General features: G+C 67.1%; 21 protein-coding genes. 4 read left to right on the top strand and 17 right to left on the bottom strand.

Translation table 11 applies throughout. The features are described from left to right. Positions 1 to 10: 10 nt before the first annotated feature. Positions 11 to 952 (bottom strand): ABC transporter permease, encoded by a 942-nt coding sequence (locus tag AC07X4_RS13220; RefSeq protein ID WP_494740314.1) that lies wholly within the window; start codon positions 950 to 952, stop codon positions 11 to 13. Between the two features lie 60 nt (positions 953 to 1,012). Next, a complete protein-coding gene (locus AC07X4_RS13215) occupies positions 1,013 to 2,671 on the bottom strand; it encodes a TIGR04028 family ABC transporter substrate-binding protein (protein WP_494740313.1) in 1,659 nt (552 codons plus the stop codon). 324 nt (positions 2,672 to 2,995) lie between these two features. On the opposite strand from AC07X4_RS13215, the gene AC07X4_RS13210 reads away from it, so the two are divergent. Further along, entirely contained in the window at positions 2,996 to 3,580 is a 585-nt protein-coding gene (locus AC07X4_RS13210; RefSeq protein WP_494740312.1) for an OsmC family protein, read from the top strand. Positions 3,581 to 3,606: 26 nt separating this feature from the next. Then, entirely contained in the window at positions 3,607 to 4,419 is an 813-nt protein-coding gene (locus AC07X4_RS13205; RefSeq protein WP_494740311.1) for a VOC family protein, read from the top strand. A gap of 111 nt (positions 4,420 to 4,530) precedes the next feature. On the opposite strand, the gene AC07X4_RS13200 is transcribed toward AC07X4_RS13205, so the two are convergent. The 14 genes from AC07X4_RS13200 to ubiU form a co-directional block, all read right to left on the bottom strand. Then, a complete protein-coding gene (locus AC07X4_RS13200) occupies positions 4,531 to 6,579 on the bottom strand; it encodes a family 2A encapsulin nanocompartment cargo protein cysteine desulfurase (protein ID WP_494740310.1) in 2,049 nt (682 codons plus the stop codon). 6 nt (positions 6,580 to 6,585) lie between these two features. Continuing rightward, a complete protein-coding gene (locus tag AC07X4_RS13195) occupies positions 6,586 to 7,518 on the bottom strand; it encodes a family 2A encapsulin nanocompartment shell protein (protein ID WP_056742658.1) in 933 nt (310 codons plus the stop codon). 75 nt (positions 7,519 to 7,593) lie between these two features. Then, on the bottom strand, positions 7,594 to 7,863 hold the full coding sequence (locus AC07X4_RS13190) for a helix-turn-helix domain-containing protein (protein WP_056742656.1): 270 nt from the start codon (positions 7,861 to 7,863) through the stop codon (positions 7,594 to 7,596). Further along, complete coding sequence (epsC, locus tag AC07X4_RS13185) at positions 7,860 to 8,792, bottom strand: serine O-acetyltransferase EpsC (protein WP_494740309.1); 933 nt, start codon at positions 8,790 to 8,792, stop codon at positions 7,860 to 7,862. Before epsC ends, AC07X4_RS13190 begins: the two co-directional genes overlap by 4 nt. 65 nt (positions 8,793 to 8,857) lie before the next feature. Further along, entirely contained in the window at positions 8,858 to 9,337 is a 480-nt protein-coding gene (locus AC07X4_RS13180) for a rhodanese-like domain-containing protein (protein ID WP_056742652.1), read from the bottom strand. A 614-nt stretch (positions 9,338 to 9,951) separates the two neighbouring features. Beyond that, on the bottom strand, positions 9,952 to 11,211 hold the full coding sequence (locus AC07X4_RS13175; protein WP_494740308.1) for a branched-chain amino acid ABC transporter substrate-binding protein: 1,260 nt from the start codon (positions 11,209 to 11,211) through the stop codon (positions 9,952 to 9,954). Positions 11,212 to 11,262: 51 nt separating this feature from the next. Continuing rightward, positions 11,263 to 12,897, bottom strand: coding sequence for a long-chain-fatty-acid--CoA ligase (locus AC07X4_RS13170; protein ID WP_494740307.1), 1,635 nt, complete (start codon positions 12,895 to 12,897; stop codon positions 11,263 to 11,265). A gap of 164 nt (positions 12,898 to 13,061) precedes the next feature. Next, positions 13,062 to 14,549, bottom strand: a complete 1,488-nt coding sequence (ubiD, locus tag AC07X4_RS13165; protein ID WP_494740306.1) for a 4-hydroxy-3-polyprenylbenzoate decarboxylase — start codon at positions 14,547 to 14,549, stop codon at positions 13,062 to 13,064. A gap of 66 nt (positions 14,550 to 14,615) precedes the next feature. Next, a complete protein-coding gene (locus AC07X4_RS13160; RefSeq protein ID WP_060987236.1) occupies positions 14,616 to 15,212 on the bottom strand; it encodes a UbiX family flavin prenyltransferase in 597 nt (198 codons plus the stop codon). Further along, a complete protein-coding gene (locus AC07X4_RS13155) occupies positions 15,205 to 15,618 on the bottom strand; it encodes a putative zinc-binding protein (protein WP_494740305.1) in 414 nt (137 codons plus the stop codon). The genes AC07X4_RS13160 and AC07X4_RS13155 overlap by 8 nt, the downstream gene beginning before the upstream one ends. Positions 15,619 to 15,620: 2 nt before the next feature. Further along, the gene (ubiT, locus tag AC07X4_RS13150; RefSeq protein WP_218300773.1) at positions 15,621 to 16,157 is read right to left on the bottom strand and encodes a ubiquinone anaerobic biosynthesis accessory factor UbiT; all 537 of its coding nucleotides are present in this window, start codon (positions 16,155 to 16,157) and stop codon (positions 15,621 to 15,623) included. Positions 16,158 to 16,174: 17 nt separating this feature from the next. Then, positions 16,175 to 16,795: a PAQR family membrane homeostasis protein TrhA gene (gene trhA, locus AC07X4_RS13145; RefSeq protein WP_494740304.1), complete on the bottom strand. Its 621-nt coding sequence runs from the start codon at positions 16,793 to 16,795 to the stop codon at positions 16,175 to 16,177. 22 nt (positions 16,796 to 16,817) lie between these two features. Then, positions 16,818 to 17,780, bottom strand: coding sequence for a U32 family peptidase (locus AC07X4_RS13140; protein ID WP_494740303.1), 963 nt, complete (start codon positions 17,778 to 17,780; stop codon positions 16,818 to 16,820). 38 nt (positions 17,781 to 17,818) lie between these two features. Continuing rightward, positions 17,819 to 18,871 (bottom strand): ubiquinone anaerobic biosynthesis protein UbiU, encoded by a 1,053-nt coding sequence (gene ubiU, locus AC07X4_RS13135; RefSeq protein WP_494740302.1) that lies wholly within the window; start codon positions 18,869 to 18,871, stop codon positions 17,819 to 17,821. A 240-nt stretch (positions 18,872 to 19,111) separates the two neighbouring features. Here ubiU and AC07X4_RS13130 point away from each other — a divergent pair, with 240 nt between their 5' ends. Further along, a complete protein-coding gene (locus AC07X4_RS13130) occupies positions 19,112 to 20,296 on the top strand; it encodes an MFS transporter (RefSeq protein WP_494740301.1) in 1,185 nt (394 codons plus the stop codon). Here AC07X4_RS13130 and AC07X4_RS13125 read toward each other — a convergent pair. After that, positions 20,282 to 21,208 (bottom strand): LysR family transcriptional regulator, encoded by a 927-nt coding sequence (locus AC07X4_RS13125; RefSeq protein ID WP_494740300.1) that lies wholly within the window; start codon positions 21,206 to 21,208, stop codon positions 20,282 to 20,284. The two genes, AC07X4_RS13130 and AC07X4_RS13125, sit on opposite strands and share 15 nt — an antisense overlap. A gap of 158 nt (positions 21,209 to 21,366) precedes the next feature. Between AC07X4_RS13125 and AC07X4_RS13120 the strand changes: the two genes are divergently transcribed. Further along, positions 21,367 to 22,737 (top strand): M20/M25/M40 family metallo-hydrolase, encoded by a 1,371-nt coding sequence (locus AC07X4_RS13120; protein ID WP_192419330.1) that lies wholly within the window; start codon positions 21,367 to 21,369, stop codon positions 22,735 to 22,737. Positions 22,738 to 22,754 lie beyond the last annotated feature (17 nt).

Raw genomic sequence — 22,754 nt, 5'->3', positions numbered from 1 at the left:
CGGGATCTCCTCAGGTGCCCAGGCGCGAACGCAGGCGGGGGTCGAACACGGGGTAGAGCAGGTCCACCACCAGGTTGATGAACACGAAGGCCGTGGCCGAGACCACCACCACCGCCTGCAGCACGGCGGTGTCCTGGTTGCCCACCGCCTGCTGCTTGAGGCTGCCCAGGCCGTTGAGGCCGAACACTGCCTCGGTCACCACGGCCCCAGCCAGCAGCTCGCCAAACAGCACGCCCGCAATCGTCAGCGTGGGCAGCACCGCGTTGCGCGCCACGTGTTTCCACAACACCCACTGGCGTGTGGCGCCCTTGGCGCGCGCCACGGCCACGAAAGGCTGGGTGAGTACCTCGTCGATGTTGCGGACCAGGATCTGCGCCAGCGGCGCGGCGATGGGGATGGCCAGCGTGAGGGTGGGCAGCACCAGGCCCTGCCACTTGCCGGGGTTGATCACCGGAATCCACCCCAGGCGGAACGACACCACCTGGATCAGCATGATCCCCAGCCAGAACACCGGCACCGAGATGAACAGCGAAGGCAGCGACTGCAGCGCCGAGCGCAGCCAGCCCCAGCGCGTGAGTTGCGAGGCAAAGGCCAGCACCACCGCCAGCAGCAGCGCCGCCGCAAACCCCAGCCCCGCCAGGCGCAGCGTGGGCGGCAGGTTGGTGGCCAGCCCCTGGCTCACCGGCACGCCCGCCTGTACCGAGTAACCGAAGTTGCCACTGAGGAAGCCCAGCAGCGTGTGTTGGTACTGCTGCCACACCGACGTGTCGGCCCCATAGGCCGCGCGGATGTCGGCGATCTCCTGCGGGCCCAGGCCAAACTCGGGGTTCAGGAACTTGATCAAGATCGCATCGCCCGGCAACAGCTGGAGCAGCACGAACGACGCCGTGAAGGCGGCCCACAGCACCAGCAGGGCCTGCCCGGTGCGGTTGGCGAGGTACTTGATGAACATATCGATCATTCCTTGTGCCGCAAAGGGCGCTGGGCCTGCGAAACTGGCGCCGTCAAAAGGTCAGTGTTTTGCAGCGACCCAGGTGCCGTAGAAGCTGGGGCGGCCCACTGCCTCAAACTCCACACCCTTCACCGAAGGCGCACCCGCAAAGGCCTGCGGCTCTTCGAACACCGGGATCACATAGGCCTGGTCGATCAGGTAGTTCTGCACGTCGGCCGTGAACGCGAGCCGTTTGGCCGGATCGGTCTCGGCAGCAATGGCTTCGAGCAAACCGTTCAGCTTCGTGTCTTCGAACGACTTGACCTTGCTGCTCACCCCACCCTTTTGCAGCAGCACGTTGCGGTTGGTGGGGTAGTAGTTGCTCTTGATCACGTCGGGGTCGGCGCGGCCCACCATGCCGGGGGCGACAGGGGTCTTCTCAGGGTCGAGGCTGTCCACGGTGCGGCTGCCCGAGTCGCCTGCCAGCACGTTGAGCTTGACGCCCACCTTGGCCCACTGCTGGGCCACGAGCTGCAGGGTTTCCTTGTTCTGCGGCTGCGGCAGCGACTCGTATGCGGCTAGCACCAGTTCCTTGCCGTCCTTCTCGCGCAGGCCGTTGGCATTGAGCTTCCAGCCGGCGTCATCCAGCAATTGTTTGGCCTTGGCCTCGTCGTAACCCAGCTTGGCCGACAGGTTCACATAACCCAGGGCCGTGGACGCGATGACCGATGTGGCCTGCGGGTAGTTGGCCGAGAACAGGGTCTGCACGATCTCCTTCGTGTTGGTGGCATGCAGCAGCGCCTGGCGCACCTTCACATCCGCCACCAGCGCGTTGTCGGGGCGAAAGACCACGCTGTTGTTCACGCCGCGCGTGGAGGGCGCGTAGATGGCGAACTTCTGGTCGAGCACGCGCTTTTCGTCATAGGCCTGCACCTGGCGGATGAAGCCCGCCTGGCCCGACAGCAGCGCACCGATGCGCACGCTGTCCTCGGGCGTGACGATGAGCTTGATCTCGTCGAGGCGCGCACGGCCCTGGTGGGCGTGCTTGGCGGGGCCCCATGCGTAGTCCTTGCGGGCGGTGAGCGTGAGCTCCTTGCCCAGCGTCTCGGCCGTCACCACGAAGGGCCCGGAGCCGATGATCTTGGTCGCATCGCCCAGCTCTTCAAACGGCCGCGCCAGCGTGGCCAGCGACACCAAGCCCGAGCCGATGACGGATGTGCCCTGCAGGAAGCCGGGCGATGGCTTCTTGAAGTAGAACTTGACGGTGAACGAGTCCACCACCTCACTGCGTTCGTAGTTGTTGATGACTTCGGACACGGGCAGCTTGAGCTCCTTGTTGCCCAGACCGTAGGTGTCGTAGTTCCTGGCCACGGCGACGGCATCCAGCGGAGTGCCGTCCGAGAAGGTCACGCCTTTCTTCAGCTTGAAGGTGTACTCGGTGGCGGTAGGGTTGACCTCCCACGACTCGGCGATCCAGGGCTGGATCTCCAGCGTCTTAGGGTCTTGGTAGGTGAGCTTGTCGGTGATCTGGTTGAGGATGCCGCCGTTCGGATAGAAGCCCCCCGCCGGTGGGTACAGGTTGGTGTGCGCCTGCTGCTCCAGATACACCAGCGTGCCGCCCTGCACGGGTTGGTCGGTGGCGGCACCGGTGGAGGCGGCTGGCTCGCTGGCCTGCTTGGAGCAGCCCGCCACCAGCACGCCCAGCGCCAGCGCAGACGCACCCCACACCCTCCATCCCATTGATTTCTTCAGAGAAAACACGTTCGTACCTCGTCGCCGGACCGGCATTGACAGACCATGAAACACCGGCCCCAAAGTGGACCGATTCATGTGTATGCATGCTATCGACGCACCATCCAAACGTGTACCTATTACGTAGCATGCATATTCGGAAAACGACGAAGCAGGCCGCAGAACGCAGCCCCGCCAGGCATATCTGAAACCCGCATATGCGAGCGCAGTTTTGTTTGTTTCCAGCGCGGGTGTGGCCCCGAACAATGCATGTGCGACGCCGCTTTACCCACGCCCGATGTCCGGGCGCGGAAGGCGTTGGAAAGAACATCCATGCCCCATTCGAATAGCCACCTCAACGACTACCTGGCTGAAAAGCGTGCCGCCGTGCTCGCGCGCAATGCCGCCATCGACGCAGGCACTGCACAACCGGCCGCCCTGCAGGCGCGCGTGAGCGCCGAGGGTCGCAGCGGCGTACGCCGCATCCGCATCCGCGACCACCAGGTCATCAGCGACAGCCCGCCCGACTTCGCGGGCTACAACCTGGGCCCGAGTTCGCCCGAGTTGCAGCTCGGTGTGCTGGGCAGTTGCGTGACACACATCGTCCTGATCCAGGCGGCCTTGCGCCAGGTGCCTTTGACGAGCCTGGAGGTGGAGGTCAGCGGCGTGATCGACCCGCGCGGCGGCAAGCCTGGGCACGAGGCCACGCCCATCTGGCCGCACCACATTGCCTACACGGTGCACATCGACTCACCCGCCAGCCGGGCTGACATTGACGCGCTGTTTCAGGCGGTCGAGCAGACCTGCCCCATCCTCAACCTGCTGCGCAACCCGCAGCACATCCACGCCGAAGTGAAGCTGGTGAACTCCGCCGCCTCCGCACCCCAACGGGCCAACGCAGAAGCCGTGGCGGCCTGAACTCGACGAAAGCAACAAGGAACCCCATGGCATTGACACTCGACCACATCGTGATCGCGGTGAAGGATCTGGAGCAGACCATCACCGACTACCGCGCCCTTGGCTTTAACGTGCTGCAGGGTGGCGAGCACCCGGGACGGCCCACCTACAACGCCCTGGTCGTGTTGGCCGATGGCGCCTACTTTGAACTCATCGCCTGGCGTTCCCCTTCGCCCGGCGACCGCTGGTGGGAACTGCTGAACCAGCATGGGGACGGCATCGTGGACTTTGCATTGCTGCCGCCTGGCACTGCGGCCACCGTGAGCAACGCACAGGCCCGGGGCCTGGCCTACAGCGGCCCGCACGACGGAGGCCGCCTGCGGCCCGATGGCGAGCGCCTGCAATGGCAAACGGCCCGCCCGCCATCGGCCGACCTGCCGTTTCTGTGCGGAGACCTCACCCCCCGCGCGCTGCGTGTGCCCGAGGGCGACGCCCGCGTGCACCCCAACGGCGCACGCGGCGTGCTCAGCCTGTCGATTGCGGTGGAAGACCTTGATGCCAGCCTGGCCCGCTACCGCGCCTTGCTGGGTGAGGCACAGGCGGCACACATTGGCACGCCGTTGGTGTTGCCTGGCGCCGGCGCACGGGTGGCCACCATAGCCCTGGGAACCACCACGCTGGTACTGACGCAGCCAACCCAAAGTGCTGCCCCGCACGCCGCCGGAGCGCAGCAGCTTGCCACGCGTGGCCCCGGGCCGTTTGCCCTGGTACTGGGCACCAGCTCGCCTGCAGCACAGACTGCCCCGGCATGGCGACTGGACCAGACCCACGGAGCAGCCATTGAGTTGGCGGTGGCCTGATAACGGAAGACTCACACACTGCCACGACATAAAAAGGGGAAGTGGGCACAACACCCACTTCCCCTTTTTTTGATCGCACCCGGCTGGCACTGCAGCCGGTGCGGGCTCAGGCTATCGCCGTTGCGCCGCCAGCCTGCGTACCACGGTCGTGAGGCAGTCGATTTCGTCAAACGTGTTGTAGAACGCCAGCGACGGCCGCACCGTGGTCTCCACGCCAAAGCGGCGCAGGATGGGCTGCGCGCAGTGGTGGCCCGTGCGCACCGCAATGCCCTCCTGGTTGAGCGCCTTGCCGACCTCTTCCGTGGTGTAGCCCGCGAGAACGAAGGACATCACGCTGGCCTTGTGCGCCGCCGTGCCGATCAGGCGGACACCTGGAATGGCGCCCAGCTGCTGCATGCCATACACCAGCAGGTCATGCTCGTACTGCGCAATGTTCTCGATGCCCACGCGGTTCACGTAGTCGATGGCGGCCCCCAGGCCCACGGCGTCGGCGATGTTGCCGGTGCCAGCCTCGAACTTGTTGGGGATGGGCTGGAACACCGTCTTCTCAAAGGTCACGTCGGCAATCATGTTGCCGCCGCCCTGCCAGGGGGGCATGTCTTCCAGCACCTCGCGCTTGCCCCAGACCACGCCGACGCCGGTGGGCCCGAACACCTTGTGGCCCGAGAACACGAAGAAGTCGGCACCGATGTCCTGCACGTCCACCCGCATGTGCGAGATGGACTGCGCGCCATCGACCAGCGCCTTGGCCCCTGCGCGGTGCGCCAGGGCCACGATCTCCTTCACGGGCACCACCGTACCGAGCGCGTTCGACACTTGCGTGACGGACACGATCTTGGTGCGGTCGTTCAGGAGCTTCTGGTATTCATCCAGCAGCACCTGGCCCGAGTCGTCCACCGGGATCACGCACAGCCTGGCGCCCTTGGCCGCCGCAAGCTGCTGCCAGGGCACGATGTTGGCGTGGTGCTCCAGGTGGCTGACGATGATCTCGTCGCCCTCGCCAATGTGTTGCGCGCCCCAGCTCTTGGCCACGAGGTTGATGGCCTCGGTGGTGCCACGCACAAAAATCACCTCGTTCACATCCGGCGCGTTGATGAAGTTCTTCACGCGCTGGCGAGCGCCTTCATAGGCGTCCGTGGCACGTGCAGCCAGCTCATGGGCGGCGCGGTGGATGTTGGAGTTTTCGTGCTCGTAAAAGTAGCTGATGCGGTCGATGACCGCCCGGGGCTTGTGCGTGGTGGCCGCGTTGTCGAACCACACCAGCTGCCGGCCATTCACGCGCTCGGAGAGCACCGGAAAGTCGCGGCGGATGGCATGCACGTCAAACGGCGGATGCTGCCCCTGCCCCGCCAGCGGCACCGTGGCGTGCGGCGCGGGCTTGGCCGGGGTGACATAGCCGCTGGGCAGCACCACCGCATCGGCAAAGTAGAACTGTGGGGCAGTGCCAGGAGACGCCTGCGCCAACGGTGCAGACGAGGGCGCTGGTGTGCCGCGCAGGTCCACCCCTTGCAGGTTGGAAAACGGCTGGCGGGCCAGTTCGTCGCTGACGCGGGTGGGGCCCAGCGCATTGCCTGGCGTGCCACTGTGGCCACCGGGCGACGGCTGCCCGTGCTGGCGCGACAGGAAGTAGAACGATGACGCGCTGGCCGCAGGGTGGCTGCCAGCAGATGCACCGCTGGCACCCGCCGCCTCGGGCACACCCAGCACGCCACTGCCAAAGCGGGGCTCATAGCCCGGCACGGCAGTGACCACGGTGTCGGGCACGCCATTGGCGGCGGTGGCGTGGGGCAGCAGGGCGGGTGCGCGGTTCGCCAGCGACAACACGGGCGTGGGCGAGCCCGGCACCACGTTGGCGCCCGGCACCTGCCCTTGCGGGAACGGTGTGCCCGGCACGCTGGGCCCAAAGCCCGCCGGGCTGGCCAGCGGCGAGCCCGCAGGCGCGATGTTGACGGGCGCCTGCACACCGGCCGGAGCAGGCGATGCCTGGGCAAAGCTCGGGACTGTGGCCGGTGATGTGGAGGGGGTGCTGGAGGGCAGCTGCGGCGTCTCGCCCGGCCGGGCCGAGAAAAACGCCGTGGCCATCTGTGCCAGCAGCGCCGGGCTGATCGGCGCCTCGGGTGCGTCGGGCACGCCCACTGAGGTGGAAGGGATGTTGCTCACCGCAGATTACTTGTAGGTGTCAGGGTAGTCGTGGTACTTGTTGACCTCGACGTCGTCCAGCACCGCCAGTGCGTCGCTGGTCAGCACCGCCAGCGAGCAGTACAGCGAGATCAGGTACGACGCGATCGCGTGGTTGTTGATGCCCATGAAACGCACCGACAGGCCCGGGCCCTGCTCGCCCGGCAGGCCCGGCTGAAACAGGCCCACCACACCCTGTCGCTTGTCGCCAACGCGCAGCAGCAGGATCTTGCTCTTGCCATCGGCCACGGGCACCTTGTCCGAAGGGATCAGCGGAATACCGCGCCAGGTGATGAACTGCGAGCCGAACAGGCTCACGGTGGGTGGTGGTGTGCCACGGCGGGTGGCTTCGCGCCCGAAAGCGGCAATGGCCAGCGGGTGCGCCAGGAAAAACGCGGGCTCCTTCCAGACCTTGGTCAGCAGCTCGTCCAGGTCGTCCGGCGTGGGCGCGCCCGTGAGCGGGAAGATGCGCTGCTCTTCCGTCACCTGCGCCAGCAGGCCGTAGTCGGGGTGGTTGATGAGTTCGCTTTCCTGGTTTTCCTTGATCGTCTCGATCGTCAGGCGCAGCTGTTCCTTGATCTGGTCGTGCGGGCTGCTGTACAGGTCCGACACGCGGGTGTGCACGTCAAGCACGGTGCTCACGGCATTCAGGTGGTACTCGCGGGGGTTTTCTTCGTAGTCCACAAAGGTGCGCGGGAGCTGGTTCTCCGACTCCTTGGCGGTGCACGCCACCTTGATGGCTTCAGGGTTCTTGACCTTGTTGAGGCGGTAGATGCCCGCCTCTACCGGCACCCACTGCAGCAGGTGGGTCAGCCAGCGGGGACTGATGGTCTCCAGCTGGGGAACGGTCTTGGTTGCATTGGCTAGTTGCCGCGCGGCGCTATCGCCGAGTGCGGTCGTGCCGCCCACTGTTGCCGACATAGTGAAACTCCCTGGGGTAAAAATCAGTGATGAAAAATGGAATGGGCGCAGTGTCCCGTGGCAGGGTGGGCCGCCTCAACAGGCTATAGCCGCCAACTCGATGCCACGCACCAGCTGGGCACGCTGAACAGCCTCGCCCCGCACCACCAGGCCCGAAGCCGCCACGCCCAGCGCACCGGCCAGCTTCTCGACGGTGGCCAGCGAGGCAATCACGCTGCCCCGCTCGATCTCGCCCACATAGGAGCGGTTGAGGTCGGAGTGTTCGGCCAGGCGCTCCTGCGACCAGCCCCGGGCCTCGCGCGACTGGCGCACGGCGATGCCAAAACCCTGGACCAGCGTGCTCATAGCGCAGCCCCCGCCAGCACGGAGGCAAAACGGCCCGACTCCAGTGAGCTGGCCTGGGTGACATTGCCGCCGGCCGGCACGTCGTGCGTGAGCCAGACGTTGCCGCCGATGACGGCGCCCCGGCCCAGCGTGACGCGGCCCAGGATGGTGGCCCCTGCATAGATCACCACGTCGTCTTCCACCACCGGGTGGCGCGGCAAGCCCTTTTGCAGGTGGCCTTCGGCATCGATGGGAAAACGCTTGGCGCCCAGCGTGACCGCCTGGTAGACCCGCACGCCCTGGCCGATGACGGCGGTCTCGCCAATCACCACACCCGTGCCGTGGTCGATGAAAAATCCCGCTCCAATCTGCGCGCCGGGGTGGATGTCAATGCCGGTTTCGCTGTGCGCCAGCTCGGCCACGATGCGCGCCAGCAGCGGCAAGCCCAGCTGGTACAGCCGATGTGCCAGGCGGTGGTGGATCATGGCCAGGATGCCGGGGTAGCACAGCAGCACTTCGTCCACACTGCGGGCCGCCGGGTCGCCCTGGTAGGCCGCCAGCACATCGCTGTCGAGCAGGCGGCGGATGGCGGGCAGCGACTGCGCAAACGCCTGGGCCGATTGGCGTGCCTGGGCGTCCGCATCCGCCCCGTCCAGGCCTCGCCGACGGCCGCTGTAGCGCAGCTCCAGACCGATCTGTACATGCAGCGCATGCAAGGCGCTGTCCAGCGTGTGGGCGACGTAGAAGTCTTCGCTCTCCTGGCGCAGGTCGTAAGGGCCCAGCCGCATGGGAAAGAGTGCGCCCTTGAGCTGGTGCACCACATGGGCCAGTGCGTCGCGCGAGGGGAACTCGCGTTCGCCCGCATCCTGCAAGCGGTTGTGCGCATCGCGCCACTCGCGCCGGGCCGCGCTCAAGGATTGCGCGATCTGTTCAATGTCAAAAAGGGCCATGGGTTTCACACCGGTCGAACCGGTTCATCCAGTCTGCAAAGTTCGGGAGGTCCGCGCGCTGCTCTTCAGTCCTGCACCCACGGCAGGTTGTGAAAGCGCCATCCATCACCACCGCCGCGGTGCTGCAGGGCATCGATCTCGCCTTCGAAGCCTTCGAGCACGTTGAACACATGGCGGAACCCCGCTGCTGCGGCTGCCTCGGCCGCCAGCACCGAACGCTTGCCGCTGCGGCACAGCAGCAGCGCCACGGCATCTTTGCCGCCGTCCTTGGCCAGCCGGGCCTCCAGCTCGCGCACAAAACGCGGGTTGCGTGTGAGCGCTGTACCCGTGGCCCAGGCCACATGCTGGCTGCCGGGCACATGGCCCACAAACTTGCGCTCTTCGGCCGAACGCACGTCCACCAGCACGGCCTGGCCCGACTGCACCAGCGCCCACGCTACGGGCGGGCGCACGCCACCGGCGTAGTTCAGCCCCTGGGCAGCGGCATCTGCGCGGGCAGCCTCCAGGGCTTCGGGCAAGGTGATCTCAAGGGCATCGGCGGACATGGACAGGGTCTCCTGGAACGTGGGGGAAAGCGGTTTTGGATGGGGATAGCCACCAATCTATGCCGTGGTCAGCCAAAACCAAACGAATAAAAATCGTTTTCTTTACAACCAAATCATCTGACGGGAGATGCAAAGACCGAAAGAAGGAGACCTGGCGTGCCGCACGCCCTGCGGAGCAAGGGCTCGCCTGCATGGGGCTTGCGCCTCCCGCACGGAGCCAGGGGCGCAAAAGCGCCGAGGCGGCGCACGCCCCACCAGGGCGTGCAGGGCAAGAGGTGTTGGAGGTGTGGGGTGCCCGTCAGCGAGGGCTGCGGACTGGGGGCCTGGGCTGGCGCGTGGATGCGATCACGCACAGAGCCCGCGCGCGTGGGTCGTGTGCACGCCCCGCTCACAAGCGAGAAAGAGCGGGGCCGATGCCGGCCACGCCAGTCAAAGAATCACCGGCTTGCGCCAGCAGTTAAAGGTGGCTTATCCCGATGCACGGCCGTTTGCGCTGCGGACCGATGCAGCGCTGATGGCAAGGCTCCGCAACGAGCGTGCCCTTGGGGAAAGCGTTTGCGCCTGCAGCAGCTACGCACAGTGCGTGGCGTGCAGGCGCAGAGATGGCAGGGAGCTCAGGACGGCCGCTTCATCTGGCAGGAAGTCGGCTGGGCGCTGATGTAGTTGTCCCACGCCACTTCGGAGCGGAAGCCGTAGCCGGTCTTCTCCGCGTCGTACTTCACGCCCTTGCTGCCCTGCTTGGCCCAGATGCCCAGGTACAGCGGGGCTTCGAGCTGGTGGTCGGTCTTGCGCATGCGCACTTCGCCCATGGGGCTCTTGTAGGTCATGCCTTCCAGGGCCAGGGCCACCTTCTTGGCGTCGGTGGACTGGGCCTTGCGCATGGCTTCGCGCAGCATGTGCACGCTGTTCCAGTGGGCGGCAAACACAAAGTCTTCACCGGTCTTCTTCTTGTAGTCCAAGTAGATCTTTTCGAGCTCGGGGGTGGGGGCGTTGTGCACCCAGTTCCAGATCACCCCGACCTTGCCTTCGCCCCAGGGCCCGATCTGCGCGGGCGTGCCGGGGTTGTTGGCATTGAGCGTGAAGTAGTTGATGTTCAGGCCATAGTCGCGCGAGGACTTGAACAGCAGCGTGAGATCGCTGCCCCAGTTGGAGGTGATGACGGTGTCGGCCTTGGTGGCGGCAATCTTGGCCACGTACGAGGCGAAGTCGCGCGTCTGGGCGATGGGGATGAAGTCATCGCCCACAACCTCGATGTCAGGCCGCTTGCGGGCCAGGTATTCCTTGGCAGCCTTGGAGACCTGGCGGCCGTGGGTGTAGTCCTGGTTGAGCAGGTACACGCGCTTCACGTCCTTGCGGCCTTGCAGGTAGGTGGTCAGCGCCTCCATCTTCATCTCGCTCGACGGATAGAAGCGAAAGTGCCAGAAGCTGCAGCGCTCGTTGGTGAGCTGCGGGTCCATGGCGGCGTAGTTGAGGTACACGGTCGCGCGCTCGGGGTCGCGCTCGGCGAGCTTGTTCAGCGCATCCACCAGCGCCAGCGCCACGCCCGAGCCACCACCCTGGGTGATGTAGCGCACGCCCCGGTCAGTGGCAGCCTTGAGCGCGTTCAGGCTCTCCTGCGGCGTGCCCTTGTTGTCAAAGTCCATCACCTCGAACTTGGGCTCGTTCGGCCCGGCCTTGGCGTTGACCTGCGCCACCACCTCGCGCAGCTGGTTGAGCGAGCTTTGGCCGGTGAGCGCAAACGGGCCGGACAGCAGGTCGATGAAGCCGATCTTCACCGTCTCGGCAGCCCCGGCGTGCGCAGCCATCACCAGCGCTGCGGCGCATGCGCCGACCTTGAGCCATTGATGAGGCCATTTCCTGGGAACCATGTTCATGTGTGTCTCCGTGGGGTGGGTGGGTAGGAACTGCGTCAATGCGGGGCGATGTCACTCGCCGCCGAACACCGAGCCATGGCGTTGCCGCAGCTCGTTTTTCTGGACCTTGCCGGTGCCGCCCAGCGGCAGGCTTTCGACAAACAGCACTTCGTCGGGCAGCCACCACTTGGCAACACGCTCTGCGAGGAAGTCCAGGATCTGCGCCTTGTCGAGCGACTGGCCGGGCTTGCGCACGATGAAGAGCAGCGGGCGTTCGTCCCACTTGGGGTGCTTGACGCCGATGACAGCGGCCATGGCCACCGCCGGATGCGCCACGGCGGCGTTCTCCAGATCGATGGAGCTGATCCACTCGCCGCCCGACTTGATCACGTCCTTGGTGCGGTCGCGAATCTGCACCACGCCCTGGGGGCTGATGGTGGCGATATCGCCGGTGGGAAACCAGCCATCGGCCAGCGCCGAACGCTCGGCCTTGTGGTACCGGTCCACGATCCACTGGCCGCGCACCATCAGCTCGCCCTGCGCCACGCCGTCCCGGGGCAGGCTGGTGCCGTTTTCGTCCACCAGCTTGAGTTCGATGCCGAACACCGACTTGCCCTGCTTGGCGACCAGCGCGTGGCGCTCCTCGGGTGGCAGTTCGGCATCGGCCGCGCCCAGCACGCTCATGGTGGCGATGGCCGTGGTCTCGGTCATGCCCCAGCCATGGCGCACCTCCACGTCGTACACGTCGTTGAACTTGGCGATCAGCGCCTTGGGCATGGCAGATCCCCCCACGCCCGTGCGCCGCATGGTGGTAAAGCGCAACTGGTGCTGCTCCACATGCTGGATCAGGCCCATCCAGATGGTGGGAACACCCGCGCTGACGGTGACGCGCTCGGTCTCCATCAGCTCGTACAGGCTGGCGGCGTCCAGGCGCGGGCCGGGCAGCACCAGCTTGGCCCCGCCAATCAGGGCCGCATAGGGCAGGCACCAGGCGTTGATGTGGAACATGGGCACCACGGGCAGGATGGTCTCCCGCGCGCTGATGCTCAGCACGCCCGGCATGCAGGCCGACAGGGCGCTGAGCGCCAGCGCCCGGTGCGAATACAGCACGCCCTTGGGGTTGCCGGTGGTGCCCGAGGTGTAGCACAGCGCTGCGCCGGTCTTTTCATCACATTCGGGCCACTCAAAGCGGTCATGCTGGCCGGCCACCAGGGTCTCGTAGGCCTCGACCCCGGGCACCCCTTGCAGGTCGATGCTGCCCAGCGTGTCCGCATCACACAGCGCCACCCAGTGCCGCACGCGGGGGCACGACGCCGCAATGGCGCGCACCAGTGGTGCGAAGGTAGTGTCAAACAGCACCACCTCGTCGTCGGCGTGGTTGACGATGTAGGCCAGCTGCTCAGGGTGCAGGCGCGGGTTGCAGGTGTGCATGACCATGCCGCTGCCGGACACGGCGTAATACGCCTCCAGGTGGCGGTGGTTGTTCCAGGCCAGCGACCCCACCACGCTGCCAGGGCGCAGGCCCAGCGCCTGCAATGCGTTGGCGAGCTGTCGGGCGCGCCTGGCCATGTCGGCAAAGCGGTAGCGGTGCAGGCTGCCATTGGTGTCGCGCGAGACGATCTGCTGGTCGCCGTACTGGTTCTCACCGTGCTCGAGGATGGCCGAGACCAGTAACGGCCGATCCATCATGCTGCCGGGCTGCTGCATTGCTGTCGTCTCCTTGTGGTGTGCGCGGTGCTGCATCGCGGCATCCGTGGGATGCCGGTGCAGAGCCCTCTTTGCCGGGGCTGGCGCATCGTCGCAAACAACGCGGGGCGTGCTTGTCTTCTACGTGACTGGAGCGCACAGCACCGCCGTGGTGCACGGACGGGTCACAGGCCCAGCGCTGTGAAAAGACCGTCCACGCACGCCTGCACGGCGGCGTCCATGGCCATGGGGCGGCCCCATTCGCGCTGCGTCTCGCCGGGCCACTTGTTGGTGGCGTCCATCCCCATCTTGCTGCCCAGGCCGCTGACAGGCGAGGCGAAGTCCAGGTAGTCGATGGGGGTGTGCTCCACCAGCAGCGTGTCGCGCGCCGGGTCCATGCGGGTGGTGATGGCCCAGATCACTTCCCTCCAATCGCGCACGTCAACATCCGCGTCCACCACCACGATGAACTTGGTGTACATGAACTGGCGCAGGTGGCTCCACACGCCCATCATCACGCGCCGCGCGTGGCCCGCGTAGGCCTTGCGGATGCTGACCACCGCTAGCCGATAGCTGCAGCCTTCGGGCGGCAGATAAAAGTCCACGATCTCGGGGAACTGCTTTTGCAACAGCGGGATGAACAGCTCGTTCATCGCCAGGCCCAGCACGGCGGGTTCGTCGGGCGGCTTGCCGGTGTAGGTGCTGTGGTAGATCGCGTCCTTGCGCAGGGTGATGCGGTCCACGGTGAGCACGGGGAACTCGGCGCATTCGTTGTAGTAGCCGGTGTGGTCGCCGTACGGACCTTCCAGCGCATGCTGCCAGCCGCTCGGGTGATGGGCATCGGGCTGGATGTGGCCTTCGAGCACGATCTCGGCGGTGGCGGGCACCGAGAGGGGCACACCCAACGCGGGCGCCACCTCGGTGCGGGCGCCGCGCAGCAGGCCGGCGAACTGGTACTCACTCAAGCTGTCGGGCACGGGCGTGACGGCGCCCAGCAGCGTGGCCGGGTCGGCCCCCAGCGCCACGGCCACGGGGTAAGGCTGACCGGGGTGGGCGGCGCAGTGGTCGGCAAAGTCCAGCGCGCCGCCCCGGTGGGCCAGCCAGCGCACGATGACCTGGTTGCGCGAGAGCACCTGCTGGCGGTAGATGCCCAGGTTCTGCCGCGCCTTGCGCGGGCCACGCGTGATGGTCAGACCCCAGGTGATGAGCGGGGCCACGTCGCCGGGCCAGCAGTGCTGCACGGGCAGGCGGGCCAGATCGACATCGGGCCCCTCCCACACCTCCTGCTGGCAGGGCGCGCCGCGCGCCACGGTGTGCGGCGCCATGTTCCACAGGGTCTTGAGCAGCTGGCCCATGCCCACCATGTCCTTGAAGCCCTTGGGTGCCTCGGGCTCCTTGAGGGTGGCCAGCAGTTCGCCCAGGGCGCGCACGCCGTGCAGGTCGGCCACGCCCATGGCGCGGGCCACGCGGTCTGTGGTGCCAAACAGGTTGGTGAGCGCCGGCATGCGGTGGCCCGTGGGCTGGGTGAACAGCAGCGCCGGGCCGCCTGCGCGCAGCACGCGGTCGCTGAGCGCAGTCATCTCCAGGTGGGGCGACACGGGCTCCCCCACACGGCGCAGGTCGCCCGTGACTTCGAGCTGGGCCATGAAGTCGCGCAGGTCGCTGTAGGCCATGTCAGGTTCAGGATTTGAATGAAATCGACTGGTAGCGCAGGTATTGATTGCCCTAGCAGCTATAAATTAAGGAGCATTCAGCTCCAGGCCCTGCCACCGAGGCGCCAGGGCGTGCGGCACATCCATGAGATCAAGCACGCGCGCCACGCTGTAGTCCACCACCTCGCCCACGGTCTGCGGGCGCAGGTAGAAGGCGGGCAGCGGCGGGCAGATGATGCCGCCCATCTCGGTCACGGCCACCATGTTGCGCAGGTGCGTGAGGTGCAGGGGCGACTCGCGCACCATCAGCACCAGACGGCGGCGCTCCTTGAGGGCCACGTCGGCCGCGCGCGTGAGCAGGTTGTCGGCCAGGCCGTGCGCAATGGCGGCGAGTGTGCGCATGGAACACGGTGCCACCACCATGGCATGGCACTGGAACGAACCGCTGGCGATGGCCGCGCCCACGTTGGCCACGTCGTGCACGCGGTGCGCCAGCGCTTCCACCGCAGGGCGGTCCATGTCCAGCTCGTGCTGCAGGTTGCGCCAGCCGGCGTCGGAGACGACCAGGTGGGTCTCGATGCCGCTCTGGCCCTGCAGCACCTGCAGCAGGCGCGCGCCGTACACGGCGCCGCTGGCGCCCGAGATCGCGACGATGATGCGACGGGTGTGGGCAGCATCAGCCATGCGAGGGCTCCACGGCGGCAGAACGAACCAAGGGCTGCGCCTGCTGATCGGCCTCCACCTGCTCCAGCACCAGCGCGGCCTGCACGGGGTCAAAGTCTTCGTGCGTGCGCTTTTTCACGCCGTATTGCTGCAGCTGGTAGTGCCGGTCGGCCGCGATGCCGTGGCGCGCCAGCGTGCTTTTCACGCAGACCAGCGGACAGCCGTCGAGCGCGATGATGGGCCGACCCGAGCGCACGGTCTTCATCAGGTGCGGCACGTCGCCGCCCACCCCCGCGATGCACGACATCTCGGCCACGCCGCGCCGGTCGAGCTGCAGCGCCACGTGGTTGGCCAGCTGCGCGGCGCTGGAGCAGCCGGAGCAGGAATAGACCAAGGGATGGTTCTGGGGATGGGTGTCGGTGGTCATGCTCACCCTCCGTTGCGTGGTGTGGGGTCCAGGCGGCGGCGCAGGTGGCCCAGCACCTGGCGCGGCGCCAGCCTGTGGACCCACTGGCGCGGGTCCAGCACGGGCAGCTCGATCGCATCGAGCGCGTTCTTCACCACCAGGCCCAGCTCGGTGTCGCCCTCCATCGACAGGCGGCGGCTGAAGAACAGCGTGTCCGGGTCTTGCTGGCGCTGGGCCAGCAGCAAAAAATCATGGGCCGTAGCGTTCAGCGTGACATCGGCCACCTGCGGCGGCACCAGCGGTGCATGGGGGGCGAAGCGCTGGCCCGTCCAGGCAAAGTCGAACGCCACGCGCGCATCGCGCACCTGCACCCGCATCTTCTTGTGCAGCAGCACCTGGCCCACGTCCACAGGCAGGTGCCGCGCGAGCGCCAGGTTGAGCGCCGTCACCAGCAGCATCGAGCCGGGGTAGGCGGGCAGGCGCGCCAGCAAGGCCCCCACGGGCGGCGGCACCAGCCGTGGGTTCGCGGCAGGGGTGGGTGAAGAAGGGAAAGCAGCCATAGGTTGAAGACGGGCCCTCAGGCCACGTAGAAAAACACGGTGAAGAAGTGGCAGACGCTGCCGCCCAGCACAAACAGGTGCCACAGCCCGTGGCCGTGGCGCACGCGGTGGTCCAGCGCATAGAAAACGATGCCCAGCGTGTAGCAGGCCCCGCCCGCCAGCAGCCAGGCAAACCCGGCTGGCGTGAGCGCGTGCCACAGCGGCACCACGGCCACCAGCGCCAGCCAGCCCATGAGCACGTAGATGACCAGCGACAGCACGCGTGCACCCCGCGCCCACCAGATCTCCTGCGCAATGCCCAGCAGGGCCAGCCCCCACACCACGCCCAGCAGCGACCAGCCCCAGGCACCGCGCAGCGACACCAGCGCAAACGGCGTGTAGCTGCCCACAATCAGCAGGTAGATGCTGCAGTGGTCCAGCTTTTGCAGCACGGCCTTGATGGTGCGCCGACGCACGCTGTGGTACGCGGTGGAGGCCGCGTACAGCGCCACCAACATGGCGCCGTAGATGCTGAACGCGACCACCTTCCACGGGTCGCCCAGGCGCGCCGCGAGGGTGATGAGCACGGCCGTGCCTGCCGTGGCGAGCAGCGCGCCCACCAGGTGGCTGATGCTGTTGAAACGTTCTCCGGGGTACATGCGGTGATTCGCTTTTTTTGCGTTATGGATGCATCGCAGGCCGCGTGGCAGCACCACGCGCTGCCCCTTGCAGCCCCTGCTCCAGGCCCGGGCGACCGAACCAGTAGCCATTGCAGGGCAGATCGGGCATGAAGGGCTGCATGCGCTCCACAAAGTCGGGGGTCTTTTCAGCCGTCTCTTGCGCAAGCACTGCGCGGCGGGCTTCGTCAAACGCGGCGATCACCTGCGCCATGTGCTGCGCCTGCGGGCTCAGTCGCACCACGTCCACGCCCTGGGCCTGCATCGCCGCCAGTTCGTTGGCCAGGTTGTAGACGCGCGCCGATTGCGTTTGTGTGCCGTTGAGCACCAGAAAACCCTCGCCCTCGCGCGTGCGCAGCGGCAGACCGTCGGCGTGTTGCAGGCAGCTGAACTGGCAGTCGTCCTTGGGCAGGTTGCGGTGGCGGGCGGTGAAGCAGCGCGCCGAATAGGCCAGGGGCATGCGGCCGTAGGCAAACACCTCGGTCTCGATGCCTGCGGGCCGCTGCGCCAGCACAGCAGCGAGCGCGTCCTGCGACATCTCCAGCGGCATCACCCAGCGCGTTGCGCCCAATTGCGCCATCCATTGCAGCGAGTGCGCGTTGTACAGGTTCAGGTGCGGCCCGGCCACAAAGGCTTGCGGCCCGGCGGGCGCACGCGAGAGGCAGCCCACGGCCCCCATGTCATTGGCCTCGACCAGGAACTCGCCGTTGCCCGTGATCTTGTGCATCACCCCCACGTCGGCGCTGGACTCGATGAGCACCTGGCTGGACAAGACCGCTTCCTTGCCCGCGTCCCGCAGCTTGCGCGCCAGCGCCAGCCAGTCGGTCAGGCGCAGCTCATGGCGGCGCGAGCATACCGTCTCGCCCAGGTACACCACATCCACAGGCGTGGCGGCCATGGCCTCGTAGAACGCGAACACGGTGTCGCGGGGCCAGTAGTACAGCAGCGGGCCGAGAGAGAGTTTCATGGGGCGGTCTCCGGGGGTTTTGTCATTGTGGAGAAGCACTACTTCCAGGGGCGGTGGTAGGCACCCAGCGTGTGCTGCTGGCCTTCTGCCACCTGGTCCAGGCTGGCCATCCAGCGCGTCTTGGGCGCATAGCGGTGCGGGTGGGCCAGGCACTGGTCCATGGCCTCGCGCCAGACCTGGGTGACCTGCGCCACATAGGCGGGGCTGCGCTGCCGGCCTTCGATCTTGATGGCGCGCACACCCATCTTGAGCAGCTGGGGCAGCAGCTCCAGCGTGTTGAGGCTGGTGGGCTCTTCGATGGCGTAGTAGTTCTCGTCATCCCCCACGTCGAAGCGGCCTTTGCACAGCGTGGGGTAGCCCGCGTTCTCGCCGGGCGCGTAGCGGTCGATGAGCACGCCGTTCAGGCGCGACTCGCGGCCCTGCGGGGTCTCCACCCAGCGCACGGCCTTCGGCGGTGAACACACGCCGTGCGTGTTGGGCGATTCGCCCGTCGCGTACGACGACAGCGCACAGCGCCCCTCGACCATTACGCACAGACTGCCAAAACCGAACACCTCGATCTCGACCGGCGTGCGGTCGATGACCTGGCGTACCTGCTCCATCGACAGCACACGCGGGAGCACGGCGCGCACGATGCCGAACTGCTCGCGGTAGAAGTTGATGGCCTCGTAGTTGGTAGCCGAGCCCTGCACCGATAGGTGCAGGCGCAGCCGGGGATGGTGCTGCACCGCGTAGTGCATGAGGCCGGGGTCGGCCAGGATGACCGCGTCCACGCCCAGGTCCACCGCCTCGTCCAGGGCGCTGCGCCACGGCCCCGGGTTGGCGGCCTGCGGGTAGGTGTTGAGTGCCATGAAGACCTTGCAGCCGCGCGCATGCGCATGGCTAATGCCCTGGGCGATGGCCGCCTCGTCGAAGTTAAGGCCCACAAAGTTGCGCGCGTTGGTGGCGTCGCGCAAGCCCAGGTAGACACAGTTGGCGCCGTGGTCCACAGCGGCCTTCAGGGCGGGCAGGCTGCCCGCGGGGCAAACCAGTTCCATGGCAGGGCCAGCCGCCCCGGGCAAGGCGGTGGCCGTCGATTTCAAGGGATCCATCACAAGCATTCAAACGCTGGCCCCGGTGGGGAGCCACAGCACTGGGCGCCACCATACGGGGGGCTCTCCGCGCATCCGCTGATCTTCATCAACGGCAGTGCACAATGCCGGAGCAAAGCAGTCGGGTTTTGATGTGCTCCAGCCTTCCCGGCGTTCCACACTGCCCACCGGCCTTGACTTGCGTCCAGTGCCCTGCGTGGGACATCCATTTCATAAAGACGCCAAAAGGCGCCCTCTGCCGTGAACAAGAACCTGTGGTTGCTGGCCCTGTGCCAAGGCCTTTTCCTGACCAACAACATCGTCTTCATCGCCATCAACGGGCTGGTGGGACTGCAGCTCGCGCCCTTTGGCTGGATGGCCACACTGCCGGTGATGGGCTATGTGGTGGGCGGTGCGCTGTCCACGCCGCTGGTGGCGCACAGCCAGGCGCGCTGGGGGCGCAAGGTGTCGTTCCAGATCGGGCTGGCCGTGGCCGTGGTGTCGGCCGCGCTGTGTGCCTGGGCCGCGTTCAGCGCCAGCTTCTGGCTGCTGTGCACGGCCACGGTGGTGGCGGGCTACTACAGCGCCAACGGTGGCCTGTACCGCTTTGCGGCCGCCGAACTGGCCAAGCCGGACTACCGCGAAAAGGCCGTGTCGCTGGTGCTGGCCGGTGGCCTGCTGGGTGCGGTGGCGGGCCCCAACCTGGCCAGCGCCACGCGCACGCTGTTCCCGGTGCCGTTTGCGGGCGCCTACATCGCGCTGATCGGCGTGGCGCTGTTGTCCATGCTGTGCATGGCGGCGATTCGCTTTGAGACGCAGCCCGTGGTGCTCAATGCGGCGGGGCAGCGCGAGCAGGGGCGCCCGCTCAAAGTGCTGATGCGCCAGCCTGCCTTCATCGTGGCCATTGTGGGTGCCGCGCTGGGCTATGGGGTGATGAACCTGCTGATGGCGGCCACGCCGCTGGCCATGCAGGTGTGCGGCTTTGCCTTTGATGCCTCGGCACTGGTGCTGGAGTGGCATGTGATCGGCATGTTCGCTCCCGGCTTTGTCACTGGCCACCTCATCAAGCGGTTTGGTGTGCTGCCCATCATGGGCACGGGGGTGTTGCTCAACCTGGCGTGTGTGGCGGTGGCGCTGATGGGCGTGGAGCTGCACCACTTTGGCATTGCGCTGTTCTTCCTGGGCGTGGGCTGGAACTTCCTGTTCACCGGCTCCACCACGCTGGCCATGACGGCCTACCGCCCCGAGGAAAAAGACCGCGCCCAGGCGGCCATCAACTTCTGTGTGTACGCCACGCTGGCGCTGAGCGCGTTCTCATCGGGCGTGCTGGTCACCACACAGGGCTGGACGCTGCTGAACGCCGGCTCGCTGGTGCCGATTGTGGTGACGGGGCTGGCGCTGGCCTGGCTGGGTCTGCAGCGCCAGCGTGTTTCAAGCGGCGCCTGAAGACCGGCCTACCGCAGCGCCCTCTGCCTGCGCCGTGGTGCGCAGCCACTGTGCGAAGGCCGCCACCGCAGGGTCTTCCAGGCGCCCCGGCGCCACAAAGAGGCTGTAGCCCCGCGCACCGCTGTCGTGGTGCGGGTGGGCCAGCACCAACTCGCCCGATTGCAGTTCGCGCTCCACAAAATACCGGGGCACCAGGCCAATACCCAGATCGGCGCGCACCGCCTCCACCAGCATCGAGAACAGATCAAAGCGGTGGCCGCCCAGGGTGTGGGCCGGCACGCGCGTGATGCCCGCGCGGCCCAGCCAGTCGTCCCACGCCCCCAGGCGGGAGCTGAGCTGCAACAGCGGCACGGCGCGGAAGTCGCCGCGCTCTGTGGCGCGCCGGTGGCGCGACTGTGGCGCGCACACGGCCACGCAGACCTCGGGCATCAGGGGCACGGGCACCACGCCGGGCCAGGCCGCGTCGTCGTACTGCACGGCCACGTCGAACGGGATCTCCGCCATGTAGATCTGCGTGGGGTACACCTGCAGGTGCAGGCTGCAGCCTTTGTGCTGTGCGAGGAAGGCCGACAGCCGGGGCAGCAGCCAGCGCTCGGCAAACACCGGCACGCAACCCACCAGCAGGCGCGCGCCATCGGGCCGCTGGGCCATGGCTTCGAGCGTGTGGTTCTGCAGCCGCAGCAGGTCGCCCACGATCTGCGCGTGGTAGCGGCGGCCCACGTCGGTGAGGGTGGAGCCCCGCGCGCCACGCTGCACGAGCTGCAGGCCCAGCTGGCCCTCCAGCAGACGCAGCTGCTGGCTCACGGCGCTGTGGGTGAGGCAGAGTTCTTCGGCGGCCTTGCTCACGCCGTGGTGGCGCGCCACGGCATCAAAAACAAGCAGGGCGCGGGTGCTGGGGATGTGTTTGCGCATGTAAGAAAAACTGTCGGCTGGGCAGATTAAAGCAGAGCCCAGGGGCCGGGTTCGGTCCAACAATTGCATGGCACTGCATGCCGGCCCACGGCTCCATCCACGATGGCTGGACAGGCCGGTCACTCCTTCCGTTTGTGTTCGTGTTTCGCTGGATCACCATGACTCTCCCTCTCCATACCTTCCGTGCCACAGCCCTTGCGGGTGCCATGGCCCTCGCCTGCTCCGCCTTGCTGCCCGGTGCCGCCCATGCGCAGTTCGGCGCCGTGGCGCCCACGCCCACCACGCTGCGTCCCGCCGTGGACAAGGCCTACGGCCAGCTGATGGCCGCACCCCAGATCCTGCAGCTGCTCGACGCCGTGAAGGCCGACCACGACCGCGCCACCGAAGACCTGCGCATGCTCACCGAGATCGAGGCGCCGCCGTTCAAGGAACAAAAGCGTGCCGAAGCCTTCCTGGCCCGGCTCCAGGCCCTGGGCCTGACCAATGCCGCCATTGACGCCGAAGGCAATGTGGTGGGCGTGCGCAAGGGCACGGGCAACGGACCCAAGCTGGTCATCTCGGCCCACCTGGACACCGTGTTCCCCTCCGGCACCGACGTGAAGGTGAAGGAGCGCGACGGCAAGCTGTATGCGCCCGGCATCTCCGACAACACGCGCGGCCTGGCCGTGCTGTTGTCGTGGCTCAAGGTGTTGAACGACCAGAAGATCGCCACCGTGGGCGACCTGGTGTTTGTGGGCAATGTGGGCGAGGAAGAGCTGGGCAACCTGCGCGGCATGAAGCATTTGTTCAAGGAGCACCTGGACATCGACGGCATGGTGGCGCTGGAGCCCGCGCCCGATGGCACGGTGCTGGTGCTGGGCACGGGCAGCCACCGCCACGAGGTGACCTTCAAGGGCCCGGGCGGCCACAGCTACGCCGCGTTCGGCGAGGTGCCCAGCGCCATTCACGGCATGGGCCGCGCCATTGCCAAGATCGCCGAGATCCGCACGCCCAAGAGCCCCAAGACCACCTTCACCGTGGGCACCGTGGGCGGCGGCACGTCTGTCAACACCATCGCGCCCGATGCGCGCATGGCGGTGGACATCCGCTCCGACGAAATGGCCCCGCTGCTGGCCACCGAGAAGCAGGTGCTGGCCGCCGTGGACAGCGCCGTGACCGAAGAGAACGCACGCTGGGGCGTGAACACCCTGAGCGCCTCGACCAAGCTCATCGGCGACCGGCCCGGTGGCCGCACCGCCGCCGACGCGTTGATCGTCGAGGCTGCCGTGCGCGCCAACACCGCCTTTGGCCGCAAGACGGTGCTGGCCGGTGCCAGCACCGATGCCAACGTGCCCATGGCGCTGGGCATCCCGGCCATCGTGATCGGGGGCGGCGGCAAGACAGGAGGGTTCCACGCGCTGTCCGAATGGATCGACCTGACGGATGCCTGGAAAGGCGCCCAGACCTCGCTGGTCACGGTGCTGGGGCTGGTGGGGGTACAAGGTGTGAGTGCGCCACTGCTCGACAAGCGCCCACCCCGCACCAAGTAGTGGCGCGGCACCCCAGC

It is taken from the genome of Acidovorax sp. GW460-11-11-14-LB4 (assembly GCF_059423685.1).
Note: the sequence above shows the minus strand (reverse complement) of the source record. Positions and strands in the feature narration are given on the sequence as shown.